Origin of the sequence: Leptospira paudalimensis, from assembly GCF_026151345.1 — a bacterium.
In the GTDB taxonomy this organism is placed as follows: domain Bacteria; phylum Spirochaetota; class Leptospiria; order Leptospirales; family Leptospiraceae; genus Leptospira_A; species Leptospira_A paudalimensis.
Genome location: NZ_JAMQPR010000002.1, coordinates 244,281 through 267,407, shown reverse-complemented (window position 1 = coordinate 267,407; position 23,127 = coordinate 244,281). Strand labels below are relative to the sequence as shown.

Below are 23,127 nucleotides of genomic sequence, written 5' to 3'. Positions count from 1 at the left end.
AACCCATCACCTAAGGCACCAAAGGCGACACCTACCGCAAGTCCCTCTGGGATATTATGCAAAGTGATGGCAAGGATGAGTAACAAACTCCTTTGGAAAGAAGACTTCCCTCCTTCGAGTCGGTTTTCTTCTAAACCAACGTGTAAATGTGGAAGGAGTTTGTGGAGACCAAACAAAGAAAGCCCACCTGACAAAAACCCAAGGCTCACATGGAACCAAGCAGGTTGGCCAGCCGTTTCTGAAAGTTCAATCGAGGGGAGTAATAATGACCAAAAACTAGCAGCGATCATAATGCCTGAGGCAAATCCAAGCATCGCATTAAACACAGGCCTTGGCACCGTACGAAAGAAAAACACAAAGCCTGCTCCAAACGCAGTACACAACCAAGTAAACCCAGTGGCAAGAAGTGCCAATACCACTGGATGGAATGAAAGTAGATCAATGAACATCTATTTGGCGGGCATCATCCCAACATACAAAGAACTCATTTCTTTGGCACGCCAAAGTCCGTCGGAGTCTTTTTCCACAGTGACAGGTCGGTAACTGGAAGCACCTTTTGTGGCAACAAAAAGTTTGATCCTTCCAGAGGACTCATCCCCTGAATAGGGATTGGTATAGGTTTCAACTGTGAGAGGAAGTGCCGGTGTATACCCGTTAGACGGTTCTGCCCCTTTCCAATATCCATTTGGTAACATTTTGTATTTGTCGAGTTGACCAAGCAAATAGGAATCACTTCCTCCTAAATCGACTCCATCAACCGCTGTTGGTTTATTCGATTTTTGTCTGTTTTTGGAAAGGACGGAAAGTACCACTGCCTTTCTTCCTAATTCTGGATTTTTTCCATAGAGAGAGATGGCAAGGACTAAAACAGCAACTCCACCTTCTGGAGTAGTGGCAGTGGCCGCTTGGATGGATTTGAATTCTTCAATTGTGTTTGGTACAGAGGGAAAACTGACAGGTGTTCGTTCTGTCAAATTTTGAGCCACAAGGGATACGGTAAACGAGACCAGAAGTAAAGTTACAATTCGTTTCATGGGCGAAAATCTTAGTTTGATTTTCCTTGGATGCAATCCTTTTTCTAAATTTTTTCTTTACCAGTGACCGAAAAGCGATATGTTATTTTTATGAAAAATATTTCTCTTTTCTTATTTTTATGTTTCCCCCTCATGATCACCTCACAAACATTAAAGGACGCTAAAGAATTCCAAGCTCTCTCCAAAAAAATGTGTGCGAAAACTTCGGAATGTATGAAAGAAAAATTAAAAGACCTTCCACCAGAACAAAGGAAGATGGTTGAATCACAATTTGTGAATGGAAATGTCTGCGAATCTCGTTACAAACAATACATTGTTGAAGGCCAAAAACCAAGTAACGAAAAACCAACCAGAAAACTCACCAAACAAGACATAGAAGACATGAAACAATGTACAAAGGAAATGGCTGCGTTTTCCTGTGCTGAATTAGAAGAAGGGAAAATCCCACAAGCTTGTGAGAAGTTCCAATCCGAAGAGGAATAAATCTTTTACAATTCCATCCAATACGGGCTCACTTCCGCGAGTCCGTTTTTCCCCAAAAGTTTTAACATGAGCCGATCCATCCCAATGGATATCCCCGAACAATTGGGAAATCCATTCCCCAATGCCTGTAAAAAATCCTCATCCATTGGAAATACTTCTTTCCCCAATTTGGCACGTAACTCTTGTTCGGCCGCAAATCGTTTTCGTTGTTCGTTTGGGTCATTCAATTCATAAAAGGCATTGGCAAGTTCGAGTCCGTCCCAATAAATTTCAAAACGTTTGGCAACTCCCTTCTCAATTCTAGCAAGAGCGGCACATTCCGGAGGGTAATCATACAAAAATACAATCCCTTCCCCTAGTTTCGGTTCGATACAATTTAAAAATACCAAAAAGAACAAATCTTCATATTGCCAAGTTTGTAATTCCTCAAAGGAAGCAGAGGTTAACTTTTGTTTGATGATCGTCAGGATTAAATTTTCTCTTTCAAATCCATGCCCAAGATGGTTGAGAAACACTGACTGTACTGAATCATGACGGATAAAACCTGGTTTGGATAGTTGGTTGTGGAGTTTTGGTATACCAACTGTAAAGATCAGTTCCCGTAAGAATTTCTCAATCAAATTCCGTAACCCTTCATCATCCATACCTTCTGCATAGAGTTCTAACATAAGAAACTCTTTTGTATGGTACGAACTTCCCACTTCCCCTGACCTGTAGGTATGGGCCAACTCGAAGATACGAGGTAAGCCTGTTGCCATCATTTGTTTTAGGCTGTACTCAGGAGAGGTGATGAGATAACCATTTTCTTTTCCGGAGGGAGAATGCACTTCAAACGGATCCAAATACGGTTCCATACCGACGATGGGTTTTAGAGTGGGAGTATCCACTTCCAAAAATTCATTCCGTGTCAAAATCTCTCTGACCGTTTGGAAAACTTTGGAACGAAAAATGAGTGTCTCTTTTGGTAGAACGTGCAAACCTAACCTCCGATGGCAAAAAAAACCAAATACCTAAATGTAAAGGAAATCCAAAACGCCTATGAAATTGTCATCTCCTCCAAAGACGTACATGCGGAGATGGAAGAAGAATTGGACTCTGTGATGCATATGTTATTTTTCCAAACCAGATCCCATATCCAAATGGATCTGTCGAATTTGCCGTATTTACCCATCACCCTTCTCACCAAACTTTTGAATATGGCAAGAGACCTTCGATTGAAAAAACGAGTTTTGGTTTTGAATGGTCTCACCCTATCCAGTTACCATTACCTCAAACGCTTTGGCCTCATCCGATTGGTATTCCCGAGTGAGTCTATCCTCAGGGAGTCCCACCGAGTTCCCAGGGGATAATTTCCAATTCGACTCCCATTTCACCTAACAAAAGCATCGTCCTTCTATCGAGGGTGACACCTTTGGTAAACTCAGAGGCAAACTCAACCGAGACGTAAATCGTAGAAGTAAAGTTTTCTGTGAACTCTTTCAGTTCTTTGCGAACGGGTCCCAGTGTTTTTAGAATGTCCCAAATATGATCTTGGGCAGAGAACTCAGGTCCTAACTTAGAATTGAGCTGCCAATGACTCGGAATTGTCATATTTTCGATGTCTTTTACATCCCCACCATGGTAATAGTCGGGAGTTAGGCCTAATTTTTCCGTCACTTCCAAGGGCCGTAGCCTTGTTCCTGTGATGGCAAACATTGCCCACGATTTTAGTTCTCTTTGTGTTCCCGATTCCATTTTTTACTTTTTTTTTCTACTACAAGAACCAAATTGAGAAAGAACTCAAGGGAAAAACATGAAAAATATTTTGGTAATTGAGGACGATCCGGACATCGGGAACCTAATCCGGAAATCTCTCGATTCTGCTCACTACACCACCTCCGTTTTTGAAAATGGCGAAGATGGATTGAAATTTTATAAATCCAATCATCCTGATTTAGTGATTCTTGACCTTTCACTTCCAGACATTGATGGTATGGAAATTTGCCGTAGCATTCGGAAATCAGACGAAAGTACTCCAATTTTTATCCTTTCTGCAAGAACGGAAGAAATTGATAGGATCATGGGACTCGAGTTAGGTGCTGATGATTACATCACAAAACCATTTTCCGTTCGGGAACTCAAAACTCGTGTAGACGTTTTTTTTAGACGTTGGGATAAAAAAATTGGGATCAAACCAAATGTAGGACAAGCGGGTGAAATCATTCGTGGTGCCTTAAAAATTGATTCCATTCGTCGTCGTGTTACGTTAAACGAAAACATCATCAACATCTCCCGTAAAGAATTCGACATTTTACAACTACTCGCTGGTTCACCAGGAAAAGTTTTTTCTCGTGAAATGATTTTGGAATCAGTTTGGGGAGTGGAATGGGATGGTTTTGAAAGGATGATTGATAGCCATATCAAACGCATTCGTTCCAAACTGGAAAAAAATTCCGCACAACCAGAATGGATTGAAACCATTTGGGGAATTGGATATCGTTTCACTGACAATTTTGAAAACATTGTTGTACCAGACTAACATACGTTATGGAAGAAGTGAAAAAAGAGAAGTCCCTCATCGACGAAATTAAGTTGTATGAGAAAAAAGCCAAGGAAATTGAACAAAGAGCCAAGGAGAAGTATATGGAACAAGTAAGTGACATCAAACAAAAGTTAGGGAAAGCAAGCGAAGAAGCATCCATTCGTGCCAAAGAAGTGATCGACAATGTGGGTTCCTATGTAAAAGAAAATCCACAAAAAGCAGCTGTGATTGGTTTTGGAGTTGGACTTGGTCTTGGACTTGCCCTTGGTTGGTTTTTTAAGAAGAAATAATTGGACGAAAAACACTCTAAACAACGCAAAAAAGGTGGTTTAAAAGCCACCTTCGAAGAATTCATCGCCAAACTTGTCTCTTATGTAGAAGTGATGGTGATCTATATACAAAAAAACGTACAGTTTTATGTGCAAAAATTTGTTAAAAAAACGGTTTGGGTATTCACTGCTCTCACACTCATCTTCCTTGGACTTGTGTACACTTCGTACGGTATTTTCCTAAGTATCCAAAAGTTTTTAGCTAGCGGAGATCCCATCCTTGCGAGTTTCGGAACTGGAATTGGATTTTTAGTTTTTGCAATCCTCTTTTTATCTTTTGTTTTCCGTAAATAATCTGTATGGTATTTAACCCCTTCCAAGACCACAACCGTTATCTCGACAAAGACCCAAAAGACATGACTTTGTCCGAATTACGCATGTTACTCAAGATCAAACGAATGGACTTAACACTTGGTTGGATTGAATTGGAAGGCAAAGTTAAATTCTGGCAACGAGTGGTTCGTTCCCTTCGTGAATCGGGCGTTTTAGACAAAGCCAAAGAAGGAATCCAAAGTTATTTGCAAAAGGACTCACCAAAAGAATAAGGATTTGCCTTTCCATATCCGATCCTAGTACCAACAGTAGGACAACATGGCATCGGAAGAAATTTTAGTATTTACCACAATAGGCGACCGCGACATGGCGGAAGAACAAATCTCTGAAATGTTAGAAGAAGGGATCATTGTATCAGGGACCATATTCCCTGAAGTCGAACTGGTTTACCTTTGGGAAGGCAAAATCACAGTTGATACGGAAAACAAAATTTTACTCAAAGCAAAAGCTGATAAGTATGATGCGATCGAAGCGTATATCATGAAACACCATCCCTACATAGCACCCGAAATCATTCGGATGGATGTGAGTTTTGGTAGCCCCGCCTACAAAGCGTTTGTTGCCGACAAAATCAAAAAGAATAGCTAACAAAAAAGTCCACATGCTTTTTCTTTTTTGTGGGCGCCTCGAATTCAATTTTCTCACAATCAACTTTGCACAAAAATCGACCGGGCCACTCTGGGGTCCGCGTTCGCTCCCGTCCTAGTTGGCGTTTCGCCTCCTAGGACCAAGCCCACCGTGTCCCTGGCGCAGGGATAGAACGTATTTTCCAAATTTAGCATTGGGAACAGGTAAAAATTGTGTTGCCAAATGACTACATATCATTTATTAGTCAAATGGCTACACAATGGATTTACGAAGAGATGTTTTTCAGGCAATTGCAGATCCCACAAGGCGGGCCATCCTCCTCCTTGTGGCCACCCAGTCGATGACAGCGGGAGCGATTGCTTCCCAATTTGATTCCAAACGACCCACCATATCCAAACACCTACTCATCTTAACCGAATGTGATTTGTTACAGAGGGAACCCATTGGCCGTGAAATGTACTACCACCTAAACCCACATAAAATGAAGGAAATTGCCCATTTCATCGAACCATTCCGTAAACTCTGGGACGACAGGTTTAATAAACTGGAATCTGTGATGAAACAATATAAACCGAAGGCATAATACAAATCGTTTGCGAATAAGGAATTTGGAATGGAACTCAAAACAAAGGTGATCGCAGAAGACGGCAAACAAGAGATAATGATCGAACGTGAGTTTGATTTACCATCCTCTCTTGTGTTTAAGGCGCATACAGAACCAGAGCTCATCGAACAATGGATGGGAAACAAGGTAATCCAATTTGAAAAACGAAACCACGGGAGTTATGTATTTGAAACAAAATCCCCTGAAGGGCATTTACTCTTTCGAGCAAATGGAGTGTTACTGAACCTCGTGGAGGACAAAAGTTTTGTGAGAACCTTCGAAATGGAAAACACTGGTTTCCCTATCCAACTTGAATTTTTTACCTTCCAAAAGATTTCCGAAAACAAATCCAAACTCAGAATGCAAATTATATTTCAATCGGTGGATCAAAGAGACAAACTACTGAAGATGCCATTTGCCCAAGGGATCAATATGGCCCACAACCGATTGCAAACAATCACAAAACAGTGAATGAAATAAATCATAACATAGGTTAAACGATATGGAACCAAAACAAAAAAAAAGTAACACCAAAAACCCAAACTCTTTTTTTGATGGGGTAAAATCTTGGAAAAAAGAATTCCAAATCCTACGTTCCATTGCACTCAAAAGCAAACTAGTTGAGGAAATTAAATGGGGGCAACCTTGTTACACATGGAATGGTCAAAATATATTCTTATTACATGGATTCAAAGAGTATGTTGCGATTTTATTTTTTAAAGGTGCATTATTAAAGGACTCCAAAAAAATTCTCATCCAACAAACAAAAAACGTACAAGCTGCGAGACAGATGCGTTTCCAGTCAGCAGAAGAGATTACCAAATCTAAAACCACGATTCAGGCATTTATGAGAGATGCAATCGAATTGGAAAAAGCTGGGAAAAAACCAATCTTGAAAAAAACTTCTGAGTTTGAAGTCCCAGAAGAGTTTTTGCGAGTATTGGAACAAAACCCAAAATTACAGACCGCATTCCAAGAGTTAACTCCCGGTAGGCAAAGAGGGTACCTACTCTTCTTTAATGCTGCCAAACGAAAAGAAACAAGAGAAGAAAGAATCACAAAACATATTCCCAATATCTTAAATGGAAAAGGATTAAACGATTAAGGGAATCCTAATAGAATCATTGATGATTCAGGTTATGTTTAGGAATGCTGAAACCATCCAAGTTGCGGATTGAATTTTTTTTAGGAGATCATTTATGTCAGAGAAAACAAACAAAATTCTATATTGGTTCTTTACCCTTTGGTTATCACTGGGTATGGTTTCCACAGCCATCGTCCAACTCATGAAACTTCCGGAAGAAGTGGAAAAGATAAACCAATTGGGATACCCAACCTACTTTCTCACTCTTTTAGGAGTTTGGAAATTACTAGGTGTCATTGCCGTACTGGTTCCAAAATTTTTACTATTGAAAGAATGGGCCTATGCAGGGTTTTTCTTTGCGATGTCTGGAGCGGCAATTTCTCACATCAGTTGTGGGCATCCCATAACAGAAGTTTTACCATCTTTGTTACTGTTAAGTTTAAGTGTGATTTCTTGGTACTTACGACCAGAAAATCGCAAAATCAAAGTCTAAACCAAAAGAATTCAAATCCACAAAACGATCAAACATTTGAATCCAGTATCTGTTTGATCGTTTCCGAATCATATCGATATAGAAGTCGATTTTTGATTCTCCCGATACTCCGTGTACCAATGCCACGAACCATAAAAAGCAATGAGAAGGAAAATTACATATTCTACTGTCACAAAAGGAATATTCTTTAGAGAATACAATACAATACAAACAATATCCACTAACACCCATAAAAACCAAGATTCCAGTTTCCTTTGGGCTAAGAGTAAATTGGCAATGATACTAGTGACTGTTGTAAACGCATCCCAATACAAATAATCAGGTGGTTTTAAAAACAAACTCGGGAACCAAACGGGTAAATGTTTTGTAAAAAACCCAAGACCAAAGGTTCCTACGATCAAAAGGAAAATCACAAAAAGGTTTTTGTTTCTCCCTAAAGAAACAATCTTCGTAAATTGACCTGTTCGTTTCCTCCAAATGATCCAACCATAAATACTGGATCCAAAAAAATAAACTTGTAACAACATATCCGAATACAATTGGATTTGGAAAAATAAAAAGAAAAAACAAATTGAATTAAAAATTCCGATGGGCCAAGTTAAGATATGATTTCTCGATGCTAAGTACACACAAACAAGGCCAGAAGTGGTACCTAACAATTCTAATAACGATAAGGGATACCCAAGGATTGTAAAAATCGCATAGTCTAAGGATAAGTATTGTTCCAAAAGAAGAATTTCTGTCATACTTGGTTAGTCTCGAACACTCTTTTCCAATATCAGAATCGAATTAGATCCGAAAAAAATCTTCTTTAAAACCTTTTTCACCAAGCCATTTGCTTTGTAAGAGATTGTATCCTACAATTTCGAAGTCTCTAGCGATCCACTTTCTATATTTTTGTTTTGTTCTGGAAAAAGCATATGGATCCACAAAGGACATTTCTTCTTTCATCACCGCATAGTCTTCGTTTGTTGGAACTGTGAAATATAAATAATTACAATACTTAGCCATCTTTTCTAAAACGGATGGAATTTGGTTATCAGGTAAGTATTGGATCACGGAATTACAAATCCCAAGTTCCACGGGTTCCTTTTCCAATTTTGGTAACACTAATGTTTCCAATGATTCATGGTAAATATGAAACTTATCTGATCGTTTGACCCAATCTTTTTTTTTGAGTTCTTCAAAAGCTTCTTTTGATGCATCCACTGCATACACTTTCACAGGCGAAAAGGTTTTTACCATCTCACGAAGTAAAATCCCCTTCCCAAATCCAAAGTCGGCCATTTTATAAACAGGAATTTCCATAAGTTGGAAAAGAGATTTTAGATAGTCTGCATGTTGTTTCGCATTATAAGAGCCGTCTACATCAAGACCATTCCCATAAATTTCGGACCAGTATTCACTTCCAAATTCTTTTCCATTTTTACCAAGTCCTGTTTGTTTCTGTTTTAAAAAACCTTTCATTAGAATTGAACTCCTAAACTTTGCAGTTCTTTAATCATCTCTTTAATGTACTTGGGTTCTTTGGATAACAAATCCACTTCTTTTTGGTAAGCTTTTGTTACCATTTGGTTGTCTTGTTTCACGCGTTTTAAGTATACATCCAATGATTCTTTTGTGATTTTACTCGATGGGAAATCTGCCATGAGAGGATGGGAAAAAAACCTTTGTCGTATGGAATCCTCTAATTCTCGGATTTTAGATTTGATGATTCCAACAAATCGTTTGATGGATGTATCATGAAATGACACGTCTGTTTGTTGGTTTGGAATGAGTTCGTCTACTTGGAGTTTGATTTCTAAAATTTCAGCAATATTCATATTATCCCTGGCACCAGAGAGTTTGGTCATCAGTTTGGCTTTTTTTTCACGCAAAATAGGATCTTGTTCTTTGTCGGGATGGATGAGTTTCGCTAAATTTTTGAACAAGGTATTGATGTCAGTACTTAACAACCGTTCTGCTTCTAATTGTTTTTTTTCTTTATCCATTTGTGCTTTGGATTTTTTTTTATCTTTGAATCCAGACTTTGATTTTCGAAAATACTCTGCTCTGTATTCTTCATACTTTTCTCGGAAGTCTCTGTACTTTTCTTCGTGAGAATCCCTTTCTTCATCGGAATCAAATTGAGTGCGATTAAAATCATCCAAATCAATATCCAATCCAAAGGTTTGTTTGATCCGTGATTCCATTTGGTTTTTATAACGAATTCGTTCTAGTTTCTCAAATTTGGTTTCTAACTGGTCTCGAAAAGGAGTATAAAATTCTGGGTCTTCTGTTAAATTATCGTTACACATCTCGAGTAAATACCGACGTAAAAACTCTCTTTGCATTTTGCCAAAGGATAATTTTTCTTCCAATAAGATCGAACACATCAGTTCAAATCGTTCCCGTTCCAATTGTTTCTGTTTGTTCAGTTCTGGCAAAACCACGTTTAAGTACGTTTCGTTCACCAATTGGAATAAAGGTTCTATTTCTTTGGAACGTTCTAAAGTTTCTTTGTGTTTACGAAGAGCATCGTTAAATTCTTTTTGTGCTTTTGTTTGGTTGGAAGACTCCCCTGTCCATACGATGGATTCGGAATTTGAATTTATGTTTTGTTTGGATTTAGGAGTTGGCATGAAAAGGAAGGACTTGCCAGAAATGACTCTGGCAAGTGTTTCATCGAGTTTTTTTACGCTTTCATCAAATTCAAAGCAGCACCAGCTTTGAACCATTCGATTTGTTGCGCATTGTAAGTATGGTTCACTTGGATCTCATCTTTTTTTCCATCTTTATGATTGAGAACCAAACTGAGTGGTTTTCCTTCTTGGAAAGATGTGAGACCGATGATGTCGATCGAATCGTCTTCTTGGATTTTATCGTAATCATCTTTGTTGGCAAACGTAAGCGCAAGCATCCCTTGTTTTTTTAAGTTTGTTTCGTGGATCCGTGCAAACGATTTTACAAGTACTGCTCTTACACCTAGATGCCTTGGTTCCATCGCTGCGTGCTCGCGAGAAGAACCTTCCCCATAGTTTTCATCCCCAACTACAATCGACCCAATCCCTTGTGCTTTGTAAGCTCTTTGGGTTTGAGGGACTGGTTCGTAGTTTCCTGAAACTTGGTTTTTCACTTCGTTGGTTTTGCCATTGAAGAAGTTTGTCGCACCAATGAGAAGGTTATTGGAAATATTATCCAAGTGACCACGGAATTTTAACCAAGGACCTGCCATCGAAATATGGTCTGTTGTACATTTTCCTTTGGCTTTGATGAGAAGTTTTAATCCTTTGAGGTCTGTTCCTTCCCAAGCTTTGAATGGAGCAAGGAGTTGGAGTCTAGTGGAACTTGGGTCTACAATCACTTGTACACCGGATCCATCTGCTGCCGGAGCTACATAACCTGCATCTTCCACCGCAAAACCTTTGCTCGGGAGTTCTTCTCCCGTAGGAGGATCGAGTTTTACTTTTTCCCCTTTTTCATTCACAAGGGTGTCAGTGAGTGGGTTAAAACCTAAGTCACCTGCAATGGCAAGTGCTGTTGTGATTTCTGGTGATGCCACAAAAGCATAAGTGTTTGGGTTTCCGTCTTGTCGTGCTTGGAAGTTTCGGTTGAAGGAGTGAACAATTGTGTTCTTTTCTTTTTTCTCTGCTCCCACACGTGACCACATCCCAATACAAGGTCCACAGGCATTCGAAAATACTTTTGCACCAATTTTGTGGAAAGTATCGATAAATCCATCGCGCGCAATCGTATACCTTACAAGTTCCGAACCAGGTGTGATGGTAAATTCTGCTTTGGTTTTGAGACCTTTTGAAGCCACTTGTTTGGCAAGGGAAGCCGCACGAGAGATGTCCTCATATGATGAGTTAGTACAAGATCCGATCAGACCCACTTCTACTTTGAGTGGCCATCCATTTTTCACTGCCTCTTCTTTCATTTTGGAAATCGGAGTCGCAAGGTCTGGCGTAAAAGGACCATTCACATATGGCTCAAGTGTATTGAGATCAATTTCGATCACTTGGTCAAAGTACTTTGACGGGTCTGCATACACTTCAGGGTCAGCAGTTAAGTGTGCTTTGTATTTGTTGGCAAGATCAGCCACATCAGCTCTGTTAGTGGAACGAAGATAACGTTCCATAGAAGCATCATATCCAAATGTGGAAGTGGTCGCTCCAATTTCGGCACCCATGTTACAAATTGTACCTTTTCCTGTGCAAGAAAGAGCTTCCGCACCTGGACCAAAGTATTCTACGATCGCACCTGTTCCCCCTTTCACTGTGAGGATCCCAGCTACTTTTAAAATGACGTCTTTTGCAGAAGTCCAACCATTCAGTTTTCCTGTGAGTTTGACACCAATTGCTTTTGGCCATTTGAGCTCCCAAGGGAGTCCAGCCATCACATCACAAGCGTCAGCTCCACCAACACCGATTGCCACCATCCCAAGTCCACCAGCGTTCACTGTATGGGAGTCAGTTCCAATCATCATCCCACCAGGGAATGCATAGTTTTCTAAAACAACTTGGTGGATGATCCCAGCGCCTGGTTTCCAAAACCCAATTCCGTATTTATTGGAAACGGAAGATAAAAAATCATAAACTTCTTTGTTCTCTGTAACAGCAATGCCAAGGTCTTTGCCCGATTCTTCTTTTGCTGTAATTAAGTGGTCACAGTGTACTGTAGAAGGCACTGCCACTTTTTTTCTGCCTGCTTGCATAAACTGCAAAAGGGCCATCTGTGCTGTTGCATCTTGCATCGCCACTCGGTCTGGTGCAAAGTCAACATAATCCGCACCACGTCCAAAACTTTTGGAAGGATTTCCATCCCAAAGGTGGTTGTATAAAATCTTCTCTGTGAGAGTGAGGGGTCGACCCACAATCTTCCTGGCTTGTGTGATGGCCGCTTCCATTTTGGAATAACGAGCCGCGATCATTTCTATATCAAATGCCATCTGAACCTCTTATACCTATCAGACCGTAGGAAAAAAGGGAATCAATCGAAAATTAAACTACAGAAGCTAAAATCAGTAAAATTGGTTCTTTTAGGGAAATGAAACGGCATCAACCGTCAATTCGGACATAAACTTCATCCGCTTTTAGGATGAGTCCTGTTTTGATTTCGATGAGCCTTGTATTCACAAAAACTCCGTCTTGGTAAGGAGTAACAATTCCCGTGATGATGACATCTAATTTGAGAACCTCACCTATTTTACGCAAGGTGGCAGTGTCTGTAGGAGAATCCAAACTGAGACCAGCTTCTTTTAATACCTTTTGGTTTGCCAAACGATCTAAAATTTGGAAGCGGTCTCTTTTCACGAGTTCCGTAGTGAGTTTTTCTGCTAAGATTTCTCCATACGGACTTTTTTTCCCTTCATTGTCGAGGAATGTCAGGACAACGAGTCTCTCAGGTTGGAAATAAAATCCTTTCTCGGATAAAGATGTGGCAAGTTGTTCTAATGGAGGAGTGGTTGGTTTTTTTGGTTTTGATTCCCTTTCCTCTCCCAAATAACAAGAGCTAAGTGAAATTAAAATCAAACAAAGCAGGATAAAATTAAAACGCAACTTCCATTCCAAGCGAGGTAACATATTCATAAAACGATTTTCCATTAAATGCATTCCCAACCATATATCCACCTGGAACCCCAACTAGCATACCGTCTTTATAAAATTGATTTTGAAAATTGAGAAAAAAAGTTGTTTTGAGTTTGCCCGGGTGTTTACCTCGAAACGATGCAGAAAAAGTTTCGGGGGAACGACCATTTTGGTCTCTCACTTGTAACAAAGGGTCATTAAACACATTAAAAATTTGGTTACCAACATACAGTGAATAATTCTTGCTTGGCCCCAAAAAGAAAATGAATCCGAGTGAAGCAATGTCTTGTGCTGGAATAAAACTAAGTTGGCCATTGGACGCATTTGGTCTTTGGTTCACATAATTATAACGAAGGTTCAGCTGGATTTTGTCACTGCCGAAAAAAAAAGAAAATTTACCACCATCAAGTCCACTCGAGACCACTGGGTTATCTGTTTTAACATTATAAACTGAAGTCTGTACTTTTAGAAAGGGAGTAGCAGAAAAATTTCCTTGGTATTCAAAAAGTAGCTTTGGATCATATAACGTACGTTTGTTTGTTTCGATTTGACGGAAAATTAAACTAGCAGATGGGTTTAATGGTGCATTTAAAATGAATTGGGATAATGAAGGTTCACCACTTTGTTTTGCATCTAGTGCCGAATACAAGGCAGGAGAAAAATCGGAATCGATGCGTGAATAAGAGTAAGAAAAATTGCTACGTTTAACCCCGCGACGAAACGAAACTCCAGGAGTATCTAGTGAAAAAGAGACTAAGGTCTCACGTGGGACACTTGAAAATTCAGATTGTTTTGGGTAGGAAAAACTTGGATTGGATTCAGTCTGAGAATTTAGAGTTTTTTTTTCAGCTAACGACAGTTTTGTTGAGTTTTCCAATTTTTTGACTTGGTTTTCTTGGATGGGTGTCAAAGTGACAACTGCAAGAAGACCAAAGCCAGAAATAAGTGAAACAAAAACAGAAGCTTGAGGGGAGTTCATAAAGAAACTGTAAAAACATATTTCCTAATCCAAAGTGAATGTAAACCTATTTTTAAAATAAGAACATAGAGTCACCATATGAGTAAAAACGAAAATGGTTCTGTAATGCATACCTGTAAACATTCATCACGAGTCGACTATTTGCAAAGGCACTTACGAGTAATAACAAACTCGATTTAGGTAAATGAAAGTTTGTGATCAGTCCTTGTACTGATTTAATGTTGTCACCTGGCGACAAAAATATGTCAGTTTGACCCAAACCTACCTTATATTTCTGTTGTTGAGAATCAAATACAGTTTCGAGCACACGAAGAGACGTAGTTCCGATCGCAATGATACGACGACCTTCTTTTTTTGCAGTGTTCAATCGATTCGCTGTTTCTTCCGTGATCTCGTATTTTTCTTTGTGTAAGGTTTTAGTTTGCCATTGTTCGGCGGTCAAAGGACGAAATGTCCCATAACCAACTTGGAGGTTCACTGGTACAAATTCGATTCCCCGTTGGACAAGTTCTTCTTTTAAGGAATCTGTAAAATGAAGGCCTGCAGTTGGTGCTGCAACAGAACCTGATTTTTTTGCAAAGATAGTTTGGTATCGTATTTTATCTTCTTCGATGACTTTCCTTTTTAAATAAGGAGGGATTGGAATTGTTCCAAAAATCTCAAAGTCTGAATCTGAAATTATTTTGTCAGATACGAGTAAGGACAACTCTTCCTCTTTCCCATCATATCGAAATTGAAAATTTGGGAATCCAACAGGCCATAAGTTATCACCTAACTTTAATTTTGCCCTATTCTTAAGGATACAAGTCCAAACGAAGGAAGAATCATCCACAGTTTCTAAAAAAATGGATTCGTGAATCCGACCTGATTCCACTTGTAAAAACACCCTTCGATACGAAACTTTTGTATCATTAAATACCAATACATCGCCAGGTCGTAACCATTGCCCTATGTTGCGAAAATGTGGAGCTTCCCAAAACGTTTCCTTCGATTTGTCTACAAGGAGTAATCTTGATTCATCTCGATTTTTCGCAGGGAAACGCGCAATTTGTTCTTCTGGTAAATGAAAATCAAATTCTTCTAAAAAATCCATCTTGGAATCACCTTAGGAAAACCTTGTCAATTAACCAGAAATATTGGGAATGGTAGGAGAACTATGTGGAAATTTTTAGAACCTATGGAAAGACAGGGGAAATGGATCCTCACTGTTCTTTTTTTGTTCCTTTTAGTCACTTCTGTGAATCGTTCCCACCAAAAATCTGATTTTTTGGACTACTACCATGCGAGTGAACGATGGATAACAGGAGATAATTTATACCGATTCGATGTTGCTTTTGACCTCCAATCCAAAATCAAAACAGCAGAAGATTTATTTCGCCCCGAAAATCTTCCTTTGCTTTTAGCCCTCCAAAATGAGACCGCAACCTACATTTACCCTCCCGTTTTTTCGTTTTTACTCATTCCAATCACTTACTTATCAGAACCAAATGCGGCTCTTGTATTTGAGATCGTAAGTTGGATTTCATTTTTAATCTTAGTATACCTACTCTTTCAAAACAAAGAGTTAAATTTCCAAAAAACAAAATTTCCTTATTTAATTCTAATCCTCACGATTCTTTTTAATTTTCGATTCATCGAAAGCCATATCCAAAACAACCAAGTCGGGATAATCCTCATCTTACTTGTAATGATTTCTATTTTGGTTAAAAATCATTTTTTAGGTGGTTTCTTACTTGCGTTAGCTGTGAGTATCAAAATCACTCCTCTTGTTTTTCTTTTTGTTTTTGTTTATGAAAAAAAATACAGTCGGATTTTCTGGTTTTTGATTGGTTTGGTTTTCTGGAATGCCCTTCCATTGGTGTATCAATGGGATTATACAATCCAAATGTCAAAAGAATGGATGACTGAAATCCTTGGTAATGCTTTAAACAATCCACTCCTTCGTTCTTGGAAAAACAACCAATCATTCAGTTCAACACTTGCGAAGTATTTTGTTTCAGGTGCTGATTTCATCAACCAACCCACTTACGGATTACCTTTATTAAACCTTTCAATTTCTTTTCTCAAACTGATCCAATTGGTATTCATCATTGTTTATGGAATTCCATTACTACTTTTGTGGAGAAAACCAAACCAAAAATGGACAATCATCTCTTTGTTATTTTTAATCTCTGCTCTATTTAGTGGGATCAGTTGGATCCATAGTTATATCATTTGTTTGGTCCCTGTTTACTTTATACTTAACAAAGTATTTTCTACACAAATGGAAACCAAGGAAGTGTATTTTTTAATTTTGATTTTATGTTTACCAATTTTGAGTCACAGAACCTTTGTTGGTCAGAAAGTCGAATCCTTCCTTTCTATGTTTTCCATTCTTTTTTATTCTACAAGTTTGTTGTATTTTTATATTGTTAGGTTTGCACTCAATGAAAACAAAAATCGGAATTGATGCCAGACCACTTGCGTATGGAATTACTGGGAATTCGCGTTATTTGGCGGAAGTCCTAAAGGTAATCATACCAAAACATAAAGACAAAGAATTTTATTTTTTTAGCAACAAACCAATCCATGTTGTATTTAATGATTTATTATACCCGAACGTACGTTTGGTGATTGAACCAAAATCTATTCCAGGCCCACTCTATCTAAATTTTATTTTACCAAGAAGGCTAAAACAAAATCAAATCGAAGTGTTTTGGGGCACGATCCAAATGTTGCCTTTCTTTAAATTACCAATTCCTAGTTATGTAAACTACCATGATCTCAATTTTATTTCCGCTCCAGAAACCATGGCGAAATGGAATTATTGGCAACATAAATTTTTGTCCCCTATCACATTAAAAAATGCTGATATTGTCTTTTGTTTATCCAAAAATACTAAAGAAGAAATCATGCAATTTCGACCAAATTGCAAAGACAAATGTATTGTTGTTTACCCTGGTGTCACAAAAATCAAAACCAATCGATCTAAGTTAAACATCAAATTTCCAAAAGATTTTTTTCTAACGGTGGGCACATTAGAACCAAGAAAAAATATCAATCGTTTGGTGGATGCATTTATACAATTCAAAACCAATTACCCAAAAGATAAAAACTCACTCCTGATTATGGGAAGAAAAGGATGGGGAGATGAAGGTGATTTACTTTACCAAAAGTTAAATGACCCAGAGATCAGAGCCAAAGGAATTCAATTCATAGAAAAACCAGATGAAAATACTTTGGCTTCTGCATTCCAATCTTGTAAGGCATTTTTTTTCCCGTCTTTACATGAGGGTTTTGGATTACCTCTACTGGAAGCGATGTTAGAGGGCAAACGATGTGTTGCATCCGACATTCCCGTCTTCAAAGAAATTTTATCGGATCAGTGTGATTTGTACATCCCAGCAAAAGATACAAATGCTTGGGCAAATGCATTTCGGATCATGTCAGGTAACACAAAAGAAAGAAAGCCAAAATTCCCAACAAAGAAGTGGACATGGCAAGAAACTGCTAAAAAAATTGAAGAGGTACTATTTTTATGAAACCTATCCTACGATTACTTTCAAAATGGAAAGAATACAAATCCAAAAAAGAATCAATGTATTTTGGTACTTCACTTTATGATGAATTGTATACAAACCCGATCCCATCTATTGCATTGATTGTAGGTGTTTCCCTTTTCTTTTATTTCAGTTTACCATATATTCATTTCCTTGGAAATTTTTTCTTTTGGTTTGTTGGCGTATTGGAAATCACAAAAGTTTTAAAAATTCCATTTTTAGATGAACTCAGGTATTATCACTATTTATCAGCTTTCGTTTACTTTTATATTTCTTTCTCTCTTTTAATTGATATGAGTCGATTACTTTCAAAGTGGAATGTACGCACAGTAATTGTCAAAAACGAAGTTTGGCAAATCAGTCATTCTGGGCTTGGCAAAAAGCTCAACCAATACCAATTAAATGCAGAAGGTCTGTCTTTGTCATATGAACATGGTGGACTCATGGATTTTTTGGGACTCAATCGACTGGTTTGGAAAAAAGATGGGAAAGAGATATTTTCATCTCCTTATTTTTTTCCATATAAAAAAAATAAAAGCATCATCAATCGATTGTTAAAACGATAAGAAGGCAAACTCAGTTTGAAAAAACTTTTTATTATCCTACTCCTCTTAGGACTGTTTTTATTCCACCTTAGGTTTTTATCAAGAGCCTTTGATTGGGATTCTTGTGTATACGCACTCAACATCCAAAAAGATAGGATTGAATCTGCTTTTTTTAACCCTCACCATCTTGGATTTGAATCCTCGGGTCTATTGTATTGGAAAATGATACGATCCATATACCCTACAACGGATATTATGTTTTTTTTAAGATTGAGAATATTAACTTTTTCTCTTTTTTTCTTAGGTGTTTTCATTTGGATTTATTATAAGTTATACAAAGATTTTTTTCTTGCGGTAGTACTTGCGATGGTCATCCAAGTGAGCCAGGCATTTTGGTTTTACAGTCTACACAACGATACACCACTTATCCATTCCTGTTTGATGGCCTTATTGTTTTTATATACCATTTACTTCTTACGAAAGGGATTAAATCAAAAACACTTAGTGATTTTGTGGTTGATCCAACTATTTTCCATTTACTTCCACCAATCAAATGTGATCCATTTTGGAATGGTGCCGATGGCAATCTTTTTGTCTCCTAATCGAAGTCTTGGTAAAAAATTAAGAATTATTTTTTTCTACTTAACTTGTTTGGGTTTAGCCACCATTCTCTCTTATTTGTTTGTAGGATTTGTAATTCTCAAAAGAGGTCTCGGACCTATCGATGAAAAACATTTTTCTTTTTGGATGTTCTTGTATGCGGCCATCAACCGTTGGGGAACAAGCTTAGGAGAGGACAAAAATTATGTATTGTACTTTTATCGAGGGATAGGAGATGCATTCCTAGTTTTCCAAAATGTGATTCCGAAATTACGAGTGAATCTTTTTGATTTCCAAAATCCTAAACACCTACCCTACAATTTAAATCTTTTGTTCTGGATTTTTAGTTTGAGTTTAGGAATTTTGAATTTCCGTACAATGTGGACAAAATTCAAACATGAAATCTTAATTATGTTCTTTTGGTTAGTTCCTTCCATTGGATTTTATACATGGTGGGAAGGATATTTTTTTGAATTCTGGGTTGGTACTACCATTGGCCTTTGGATTCTAAATTCCTATATCCTAAGTTCTTTCCAAATCAAAGTTTTGCCAAAATTCTCAAATGCAATTTTGCATATGTCTTATTCTTTTCTTTTTATTTTCTATTTCTTAACAAACTTCACTTTTTCTACATTGCCTAGATCCATTGGACCAAAGTTTGGTTACACTGAAGGAATCCAGGGACCTGTCGAAAAATTAGCTGAAGAATCCATATACAGATAGGTAATCCATTATGTTATTTAACTCACTTGAATTTTTAGTCTTCTTTTTGATCACCATTATCATTGGTAATATACTAAAAAATAGATGGCAAAGGTTATTCTTCTTACTTGCCAGTTATTATTTTTACATGGCATGGCAACCATCATCAATTTCATGTTCGGCGATGGCAGACAGTGGATTAAAATACTTCTCAGACAGAATGTATTGTGATCTTAAAATCAATCCTTATGTATTTATTTTAATTTTTTCAACGTTCATCGATTATTTTGCAGCAAGAGCGATTGAATCGAAACAAGACGGAGATTCCAAGCGAGGTTGGTTACTTGTTTTATCACTGGTTGTTAACATTGGAACACTTGGTTTTTTCAAATACACAGATTTTTTATTAGGTGTGATAAACGATATCCACTTATTAGGATCCTTTCAATTTGAAAAACAAAACATCATCTTACCAGTTGGAATTTCTTTTTACACATTCCAATCCATGAGTTATACGATCGATGTTTACAACCGTAAGATTGAAGCCCGCAAATCTTTTTTAGACTTTGCACTATATGTTGCTTTTTTTCCTCAATTAGTTGCGGGTCCCATTGTTCGTGCAGAAACTTTCTTTCGTGATTTGGATTATCGTCTAAGTGTTCATAAAGAACATATTGAAGCAGCTTTTGCCCTAATTTTAATCGGATTTACTAGAAAAATTGTCTTTGCTGATAACTTGGCAAAAGTCGTAGATTCTACATTTGCAAACTATCAAAATTTGAATTCAATCGAGATTTGGACAGGTGCTTTAGCTTTTGGATGGCAAATTTATTTCGATTTTGCGGGTTACACAGACATTGCAATTGGTGTCGCCAGATTGTTCGGATTTCAATTTAATGCTAATTTTAATTTTCCAATGTCATGCAAAAATATTGCAGACCATTGGTCTAGATGGCATATCTCCTTCTCCACTTGGATACGTGATTACATTTATATTCCTTTAGGTGGATCTAGAGTCAGTGTCATTATGTACATTCGTAACATCATGATCACTTGGTTATTTGCTGGATTGTGGCATGGTGCCGCTTACCATTATGTAGGATGGGGCATTTGGCAAGGAACAATGTTACTGACTCATAAGTTCTACGGTGATACTTCTGTGTCAAAATTCCTAAATGAAAAAGGCGGGAAATCATACGAATTATTCTCTAGGATTTTTACTATGTTTTGTCTAGCATTTGGTTTTATCATGTTTAGAGCAGAGACAATGGAAAAAGCAATTCCGATGATGAAAGCATTGTTATTCATCAACGATTCCGGAGTTCCCATTACTCGTTGGATGAATTACAGATTTGGAATTCTATTAGTCATTTGTTTTACAGCAAGTTATATTTTCTCAAAGAGACAAATCCCAACTTTACTTACCGGAAGTTGGATGAAATATTCAATTTTTGTTATCGTGAATCTATTACTTTTACTATTATTTGGAGTAACAGAAAGTCAGAACTTCCTCTACTTTCAATTTTAATTATGAGCTTAACAAAAGAAACATTCCATTTTTTAAAAGATAAGAAGATCATTACTGTTTTTGTATTTCTTCTGCTATTTGAACTCATATTACAATTAGGATTCTACAAACCGTTTTTGAAAAAAAATTCTTATGCATCCAACATCAATCGTGTTACGGAACATGTTGTATCCAAAAAGGAAGTTTTAAATCCTGATATTCTGATCGTAGGAACATCCGTTGCCTTCGAAGGTATCAGCATTCGTATCCTCAATGAGAATTTGAAAAAATTAGGATGGAAAACACAATCCATTGCAGTCAGAGGATCAGAATTAGTGGTCCAACATCGAATTTTGGAAGAATACTTAGACCAATTCCCTAATGTTAAAATCATTCTTCATGTTATGGAACCTGGCATGCCTTGGGTTGATCGTAATTATGTAGTAGACCCTACGCTTGCAATGTTGTCCGAACTCGGAAATTTTAAAGCGATACCAACCGTTTTAGATTTTGAATACAAATTAAATTTTTCGAATTATCTTTATCTAATTTCTAAATCGGTAGCATATCGAAAAGATATGTCCGATTTTGTAATTAATTTCAATGAACGACTGAAAGCCATCTCGCGCAAAAATAAAAATCCAAATGAAAATCCTTGGGATTATGAAAATGATCATCCCGAATCGATTGATGAGTACAATCTAACAAGTGTTGAAGATTGTATGAACCGACTTGCACTACACTTGCCCATCGAAATTCCAAAAGGCTCCAATCCTGATCATCGAAGGATGTTGTTTGAAACTTGTGGAATTGCAAGTATTGTTCCCAAAGATTCAGATGCTACGGAAGATACAAAACGTTATTTTCGAAGGCTTACCAAAATGTACGATTTTATTGGGAATCGAAAGATTCACATCATCAATGTTTTTGCTCCTTATTCAGACGTGATTCGTAAAGTCAATAACGAAGGACGAATGAAAGTTTGGAAAGATGGATTGTCAGAAGCCTTACATGGACATCAAACTCTTGATGAAATGGACTTACAAGATTCGTTAGGTGACAAAAATGGACAATTCTGTTTTGATTTGATTCACTTGAACCAACAAGGTATGATTGAATTTTCAAATATTCTTTCCAAAGAATTGGAGAAAAAACTTGGACCAAAATGATATCACCCTCAATCAGTTACAAAACGAAGTAAACGATTGGATTCAAACAATTGGTGTTCGCTATTTTTCAGAACTTACAAATTTAGCAATTCTTGTTGAAGAAGTAGGAGAATTGTCTCGATTGATGGCTAGAAAGTATGGTGATCAATCTTTTAAATCAGGTGAATCGGCAGAACAAATCCCAAGTGAAATTGGGGATATTTTATTTGTTTTAACTTGTCTTGCCAATCAAATGGGAATTTCTCTTCAAGATGTAATTACATCAACCATTCAAAAAAATACGAAACGTGATTTAAATCGTCATAAAAACAATCCAAAACTTTAAATCTTTGTTTCTAGTTCAAATACGGGAATACCAGCTTCCCTACGAATCGCATTCCAATACGCAGACAAATGAGCTGGATGAGAATTCATGTCGGATATACAGTATTCAAATTTTTGTTTAAATCTTAGATCGTTTTCCAAGTAAGATTTATAATCATCATACTCATCTAACATTTGTTGAAAGAATTTTGTTTGACCAATAAAATCATAATCTTCACGAAAAAACATATAAGCATGAGCTAAATCATGGAGTAGATGTTCAAAAGCGTCTCTTTTCCCTTCTACCAAAGTGCCAGCCAATGCATCATTCCAACTAATCGTTGCATAACGAATTCCTTTACTCTGAGATACCAACATCTCCAAAGAGGTGGGATTATAATCTATAAGCTGAAGGTTCCATTCCGAACGACTCCATTTCCAAAGTGCATATCGAACCGTATCAGGCATTCCATAAAACCTAACTACTTCTAAAAAGTCTTTTGAAGAATCACGGTTTGGAAGTTTTTGTCCCATCCTGAGAAACGGATGTCGTTTCACCCTCTTTTCTAAATATAAAAGTACTATTTGATACGAAACGTCACTGCCAGTGAGATTGTTGCTTTCCCAATCAGATTTTAACTCTAATAATTTTGGTCTGAGCTCACTTGCTTCTATTGGGAGCAAAACTTCAGGTATACATATCTTTTTAAATGAACCATAAATTTGTCCCTTGTCGTGTGGCAT

Annotated in this window: 30 protein-coding genes; 18 read left to right on the top strand and 12 right to left on the bottom strand. The window is 37.4% G+C overall.

All coding sequences use genetic code 11. The features are described from left to right. Positions 1–449 (bottom strand): ZIP family metal transporter (locus ND855_RS18300; RefSeq protein ID WP_265359643.1); only part of this gene is annotated, 449 nt, incomplete at its 3' end. After that, positions 450–1,034: a DUF6935 domain-containing protein gene (locus tag ND855_RS18295; protein WP_265359642.1), complete on the bottom strand. Its 585-nt coding sequence runs from the start codon at positions 1,032–1,034 to the stop codon at positions 450–452. 90 nt (positions 1,035–1,124) lie between these two features. Here ND855_RS18295 and ND855_RS18290 point away from each other — a divergent pair, with 90 nt between their 5' ends. Beyond that, the gene (locus ND855_RS18290) at positions 1,125–1,517 is read left to right on the top strand and encodes an LA_2478/LA_2722/LA_4182 family protein (RefSeq protein ID WP_265359641.1); all 393 of its coding nucleotides are present in this window, start codon (positions 1,125–1,127) and stop codon (positions 1,515–1,517) included. Positions 1,518–1,522: 5 nt separating this feature from the next. On the opposite strand, the gene ND855_RS18285 is transcribed toward ND855_RS18290, so the two are convergent. Further along, on the bottom strand, positions 1,523–2,494 hold the full coding sequence (locus ND855_RS18285; protein WP_265359640.1) for an amino acid--tRNA ligase-related protein: 972 nt from the start codon (positions 2,492–2,494) through the stop codon (positions 1,523–1,525). Positions 2,495–2,506: 12 nt separating this feature from the next. Here ND855_RS18285 and ND855_RS18280 point away from each other — a divergent pair, with 12 nt between their 5' ends. Continuing rightward, positions 2,507–2,866 carry a hypothetical protein gene (locus ND855_RS18280; RefSeq protein WP_265359639.1) on the top strand — a complete coding sequence of 120 codons (360 nt, stop codon included), beginning with the start codon at positions 2,507–2,509 and terminating at the stop codon, positions 2,864–2,866. Here ND855_RS18280 and ND855_RS18275 read toward each other — a convergent pair. Next, positions 2,835–3,251, bottom strand: coding sequence for a DUF4279 domain-containing protein (locus ND855_RS18275; RefSeq protein ID WP_265359638.1), 417 nt, complete (start codon positions 3,249–3,251; stop codon positions 2,835–2,837). The two genes, ND855_RS18280 and ND855_RS18275, sit on opposite strands and share 32 nt — an antisense overlap. 58 nt (positions 3,252–3,309) lie before the next feature. Here ND855_RS18275 and ND855_RS18270 point away from each other — a divergent pair, with 58 nt between their 5' ends. From ND855_RS18270 to ND855_RS18230, 9 genes are all read left to right on the top strand, one after another. Next, positions 3,310–4,035, top strand: coding sequence for a response regulator transcription factor (locus ND855_RS18270; protein WP_012476707.1), 726 nt, complete (start codon positions 3,310–3,312; stop codon positions 4,033–4,035). An 8-nt stretch (positions 4,036–4,043) separates the two neighbouring features. Then, the gene (locus tag ND855_RS18265) at positions 4,044–4,328 is read left to right on the top strand and encodes a DUF883 family protein (protein WP_100720452.1); all 285 of its coding nucleotides are present in this window, start codon (positions 4,044–4,046) and stop codon (positions 4,326–4,328) included. Beyond that, complete coding sequence (locus ND855_RS18260; RefSeq protein WP_265359637.1) at positions 4,329–4,661, top strand: LBF_4227 family protein; 333 nt, start codon at positions 4,329–4,331, stop codon at positions 4,659–4,661. It begins immediately after the preceding gene. Between the two features lie 5 nt (positions 4,662–4,666). Then, the gene (locus ND855_RS18255) at positions 4,667–4,912 is read left to right on the top strand and encodes a hypothetical protein (RefSeq protein WP_265359636.1); all 246 of its coding nucleotides are present in this window, start codon (positions 4,667–4,669) and stop codon (positions 4,910–4,912) included. A gap of 46 nt (positions 4,913–4,958) precedes the next feature. Further along, the gene (cutA, locus tag ND855_RS18250; protein WP_135592940.1) at positions 4,959–5,288 is read left to right on the top strand and encodes a divalent-cation tolerance protein CutA; all 330 of its coding nucleotides are present in this window, start codon (positions 4,959–4,961) and stop codon (positions 5,286–5,288) included. 259 nt (positions 5,289–5,547) lie between these two features. Then, positions 5,548–5,871 carry an ArsR/SmtB family transcription factor gene (locus ND855_RS18245; protein WP_135652622.1) on the top strand — a complete coding sequence of 108 codons (324 nt, stop codon included), beginning with the start codon at positions 5,548–5,550 and terminating at the stop codon, positions 5,869–5,871. A gap of 30 nt (positions 5,872–5,901) precedes the next feature. After that, entirely contained in the window at positions 5,902–6,363 is a 462-nt protein-coding gene (locus tag ND855_RS18240) for an SRPBCC family protein (protein WP_265359635.1), read from the top strand. A 31-nt stretch (positions 6,364–6,394) separates the two neighbouring features. Then, positions 6,395–6,997, top strand: coding sequence for a YdeI/OmpD-associated family protein (locus ND855_RS18235; protein ID WP_265359634.1), 603 nt, complete (start codon positions 6,395–6,397; stop codon positions 6,995–6,997). Between the two features lie 94 nt (positions 6,998–7,091). Next, positions 7,092–7,469 (top strand): DoxX family protein, encoded by a 378-nt coding sequence (locus ND855_RS18230; RefSeq protein WP_265359633.1) that lies wholly within the window; start codon positions 7,092–7,094, stop codon positions 7,467–7,469. Between the two features lie 68 nt (positions 7,470–7,537). On the opposite strand, the gene pnuC is transcribed toward ND855_RS18230, so the two are convergent. The 7 genes from pnuC to queA form a co-directional block, all read right to left on the bottom strand. Continuing rightward, positions 7,538–8,215, bottom strand: coding sequence for a nicotinamide riboside transporter PnuC (gene pnuC / locus ND855_RS18225; RefSeq protein ID WP_265359632.1), 678 nt, complete (start codon positions 8,213–8,215; stop codon positions 7,538–7,540). Positions 8,216–8,258: 43 nt separating this feature from the next. Continuing rightward, entirely contained in the window at positions 8,259–8,936 is a 678-nt protein-coding gene (locus ND855_RS18220) for a class I SAM-dependent methyltransferase (protein WP_265359631.1), read from the bottom strand. Continuing rightward, positions 8,936–10,090 (bottom strand): hypothetical protein, encoded by a 1,155-nt coding sequence (locus ND855_RS18215; protein ID WP_265359630.1) that lies wholly within the window; start codon positions 10,088–10,090, stop codon positions 8,936–8,938. The genes ND855_RS18220 and ND855_RS18215 overlap by 1 nt, the downstream gene beginning before the upstream one ends. A gap of 53 nt (positions 10,091–10,143) precedes the next feature. After that, positions 10,144–12,399, bottom strand: coding sequence for an aconitate hydratase (locus ND855_RS18210; RefSeq protein ID WP_265359629.1), 2,256 nt, complete (start codon positions 12,397–12,399; stop codon positions 10,144–10,146). Between the two features lie 109 nt (positions 12,400–12,508). Next, positions 12,509–13,039: a FlgO family outer membrane protein gene (locus tag ND855_RS18205; protein ID WP_322113586.1), complete on the bottom strand. Its 531-nt coding sequence runs from the start codon at positions 13,037–13,039 to the stop codon at positions 12,509–12,511. After that, positions 12,999–14,018 (bottom strand): hypothetical protein, encoded by a 1,020-nt coding sequence (locus tag ND855_RS18200; protein WP_265359627.1) that lies wholly within the window; start codon positions 14,016–14,018, stop codon positions 12,999–13,001. The genes ND855_RS18205 and ND855_RS18200 overlap by 41 nt, the downstream gene beginning before the upstream one ends. 52 nt (positions 14,019–14,070) lie before the next feature. Then, positions 14,071–15,111: a tRNA preQ1(34) S-adenosylmethionine ribosyltransferase-isomerase QueA gene (gene queA / locus ND855_RS18195; RefSeq protein ID WP_265359626.1), complete on the bottom strand. Its 1,041-nt coding sequence runs from the start codon at positions 15,109–15,111 to the stop codon at positions 14,071–14,073. 63 nt (positions 15,112–15,174) lie between these two features. Between queA and ND855_RS18190 the strand changes: the two genes are divergently transcribed. The 7 genes from ND855_RS18190 to ND855_RS18160 are packed head-to-tail and all read left to right on the top strand — an operon-like array spanning position 15,175 to position 22,405. Then, on the top strand, positions 15,175–16,467 hold the full coding sequence (locus ND855_RS18190; protein WP_265359625.1) for a glycosyltransferase family 87 protein: 1,293 nt from the start codon (positions 15,175–15,177) through the stop codon (positions 16,465–16,467). After that, complete coding sequence (locus tag ND855_RS18185; protein ID WP_265359624.1) at positions 16,445–17,539, top strand: glycosyltransferase family 4 protein; 1,095 nt, start codon at positions 16,445–16,447, stop codon at positions 17,537–17,539. The genes ND855_RS18190 and ND855_RS18185 overlap by 23 nt, the downstream gene beginning before the upstream one ends. After that, positions 17,536–18,123 carry an LIMLP_18675 family protein gene (locus ND855_RS18180; protein ID WP_265359623.1) on the top strand — a complete coding sequence of 196 codons (588 nt, stop codon included), beginning with the start codon at positions 17,536–17,538 and terminating at the stop codon, positions 18,121–18,123. The genes ND855_RS18185 and ND855_RS18180 overlap by 4 nt, the downstream gene beginning before the upstream one ends. 15 nt (positions 18,124–18,138) lie before the next feature. Beyond that, positions 18,139–19,425 carry a hypothetical protein gene (locus tag ND855_RS18175; protein WP_265359622.1) on the top strand — a complete coding sequence of 429 codons (1,287 nt, stop codon included), beginning with the start codon at positions 18,139–18,141 and terminating at the stop codon, positions 19,423–19,425. 10 nt (positions 19,426–19,435) lie between these two features. After that, entirely contained in the window at positions 19,436–20,932 is a 1,497-nt protein-coding gene (locus ND855_RS18170; protein WP_265359621.1) for an MBOAT family O-acyltransferase, read from the top strand. Positions 20,933–20,934: 2 nt separating this feature from the next. Next, positions 20,935–22,080, top strand: a complete 1,146-nt coding sequence (locus ND855_RS18165; RefSeq protein WP_265359620.1) for a hypothetical protein — start codon at positions 20,935–20,937, stop codon at positions 22,078–22,080. After that, positions 22,067–22,405: a nucleotide pyrophosphohydrolase gene (locus ND855_RS18160; RefSeq protein ID WP_100727732.1), complete on the top strand. Its 339-nt coding sequence runs from the start codon at positions 22,067–22,069 to the stop codon at positions 22,403–22,405. The genes ND855_RS18165 and ND855_RS18160 overlap by 14 nt, the downstream gene beginning before the upstream one ends. Here ND855_RS18160 and ND855_RS18155 read toward each other — a convergent pair. Next, positions 22,402–23,127, bottom strand: coding sequence for a hypothetical protein (locus ND855_RS18155; RefSeq protein ID WP_265359619.1), 726 nt, complete (start codon positions 23,125–23,127; stop codon positions 22,402–22,404). The two genes, ND855_RS18160 and ND855_RS18155, sit on opposite strands and share 4 nt — an antisense overlap.

Bases quoted from the DNA above. Each gene is read 5' to 3' on its own strand.
- ND855_RS18220 (WP_265359631.1), bottom strand. From the start codon at position 8,936: ATGAAAGGTTTTTTAAAACAGAAACAAACAGGACTTGGTAAAAATGGA.
- ND855_RS18245 (WP_135652622.1), top strand. From the start codon at position 5,548: ATGGATTTACGAAGAGATGTTTTTCAGGCAATTGCAGATCCCACAAGG.
- queA (WP_265359626.1), bottom strand. From the start codon at position 15,111: ATGGATTTTTTAGAAGAATTTGATTTTCATTTACCAGAAGAACAAATT.
- ND855_RS18210 (WP_265359629.1), bottom strand. From the start codon at position 12,399: ATGGCATTTGATATAGAAATGATCGCGGCTCGTTATTCCAAAATGGAA.
- ND855_RS18170 (WP_265359621.1), top strand. From the start codon at position 19,436: ATGTTATTTAACTCACTTGAATTTTTAGTCTTCTTTTTGATCACCATT.
- ND855_RS18240 (WP_265359635.1), top strand. From the start codon at position 5,902: ATGGAACTCAAAACAAAGGTGATCGCAGAAGACGGCAAACAAGAGATA.
- ND855_RS18280 (WP_265359639.1), top strand. From the start codon at position 2,507: ATGGCAAAAAAAACCAAATACCTAAATGTAAAGGAAATCCAAAACGCC.
- ND855_RS18155 (WP_265359619.1), bottom strand. From the start codon at position 23,127: ATGCCACACGACAAGGGACAAATTTATGGTTCATTTAAAAAGATATGT.
- ND855_RS18230 (WP_265359633.1), top strand. From the start codon at position 7,092: ATGTCAGAGAAAACAAACAAAATTCTATATTGGTTCTTTACCCTTTGG.
- ND855_RS18275 (WP_265359638.1), bottom strand. From the start codon at position 3,251: ATGGAATCGGGAACACAAAGAGAACTAAAATCGTGGGCAATGTTTGCC.
- ND855_RS18185 (WP_265359624.1), top strand. From the start codon at position 16,445: ATGAAAACAAAAATCGGAATTGATGCCAGACCACTTGCGTATGGAATT.
- ND855_RS18205 (WP_322113586.1), bottom strand. From the start codon at position 13,039: ATGAATATGTTACCTCGCTTGGAATGGAAGTTGCGTTTTAATTTTATC.
- ND855_RS18290 (WP_265359641.1), top strand. From the start codon at position 1,125: ATGAAAAATATTTCTCTTTTCTTATTTTTATGTTTCCCCCTCATGATC.
- ND855_RS18270 (WP_012476707.1), top strand. From the start codon at position 3,310: ATGAAAAATATTTTGGTAATTGAGGACGATCCGGACATCGGGAACCTA.
- ND855_RS18165 (WP_265359620.1), top strand. From the start codon at position 20,935: ATGAGCTTAACAAAAGAAACATTCCATTTTTTAAAAGATAAGAAGATC.
- ND855_RS18215 (WP_265359630.1), bottom strand. From the start codon at position 10,090: ATGCCAACTCCTAAATCCAAACAAAACATAAATTCAAATTCCGAATCC.
- pnuC (WP_265359632.1), bottom strand. From the start codon at position 8,215: ATGACAGAAATTCTTCTTTTGGAACAATACTTATCCTTAGACTATGCG.
- ND855_RS18180 (WP_265359623.1), top strand. From the start codon at position 17,536: ATGAAACCTATCCTACGATTACTTTCAAAATGGAAAGAATACAAATCC.
- ND855_RS18255 (WP_265359636.1), top strand. From the start codon at position 4,667: ATGGTATTTAACCCCTTCCAAGACCACAACCGTTATCTCGACAAAGAC.
- ND855_RS18235 (WP_265359634.1), top strand. From the start codon at position 6,395: ATGGAACCAAAACAAAAAAAAAGTAACACCAAAAACCCAAACTCTTTT.
- ND855_RS18200 (WP_265359627.1), bottom strand. From the start codon at position 14,018: ATGAACTCCCCTCAAGCTTCTGTTTTTGTTTCACTTATTTCTGGCTTT.
- ND855_RS18295 (WP_265359642.1), bottom strand. From the start codon at position 1,034: ATGAAACGAATTGTAACTTTACTTCTGGTCTCGTTTACCGTATCCCTT.
- ND855_RS18190 (WP_265359625.1), top strand. From the start codon at position 15,175: ATGTGGAAATTTTTAGAACCTATGGAAAGACAGGGGAAATGGATCCTC.
- cutA (WP_135592940.1), top strand. From the start codon at position 4,959: ATGGCATCGGAAGAAATTTTAGTATTTACCACAATAGGCGACCGCGAC.
- ND855_RS18265 (WP_100720452.1), top strand. From the start codon at position 4,044: ATGGAAGAAGTGAAAAAAGAGAAGTCCCTCATCGACGAAATTAAGTTG.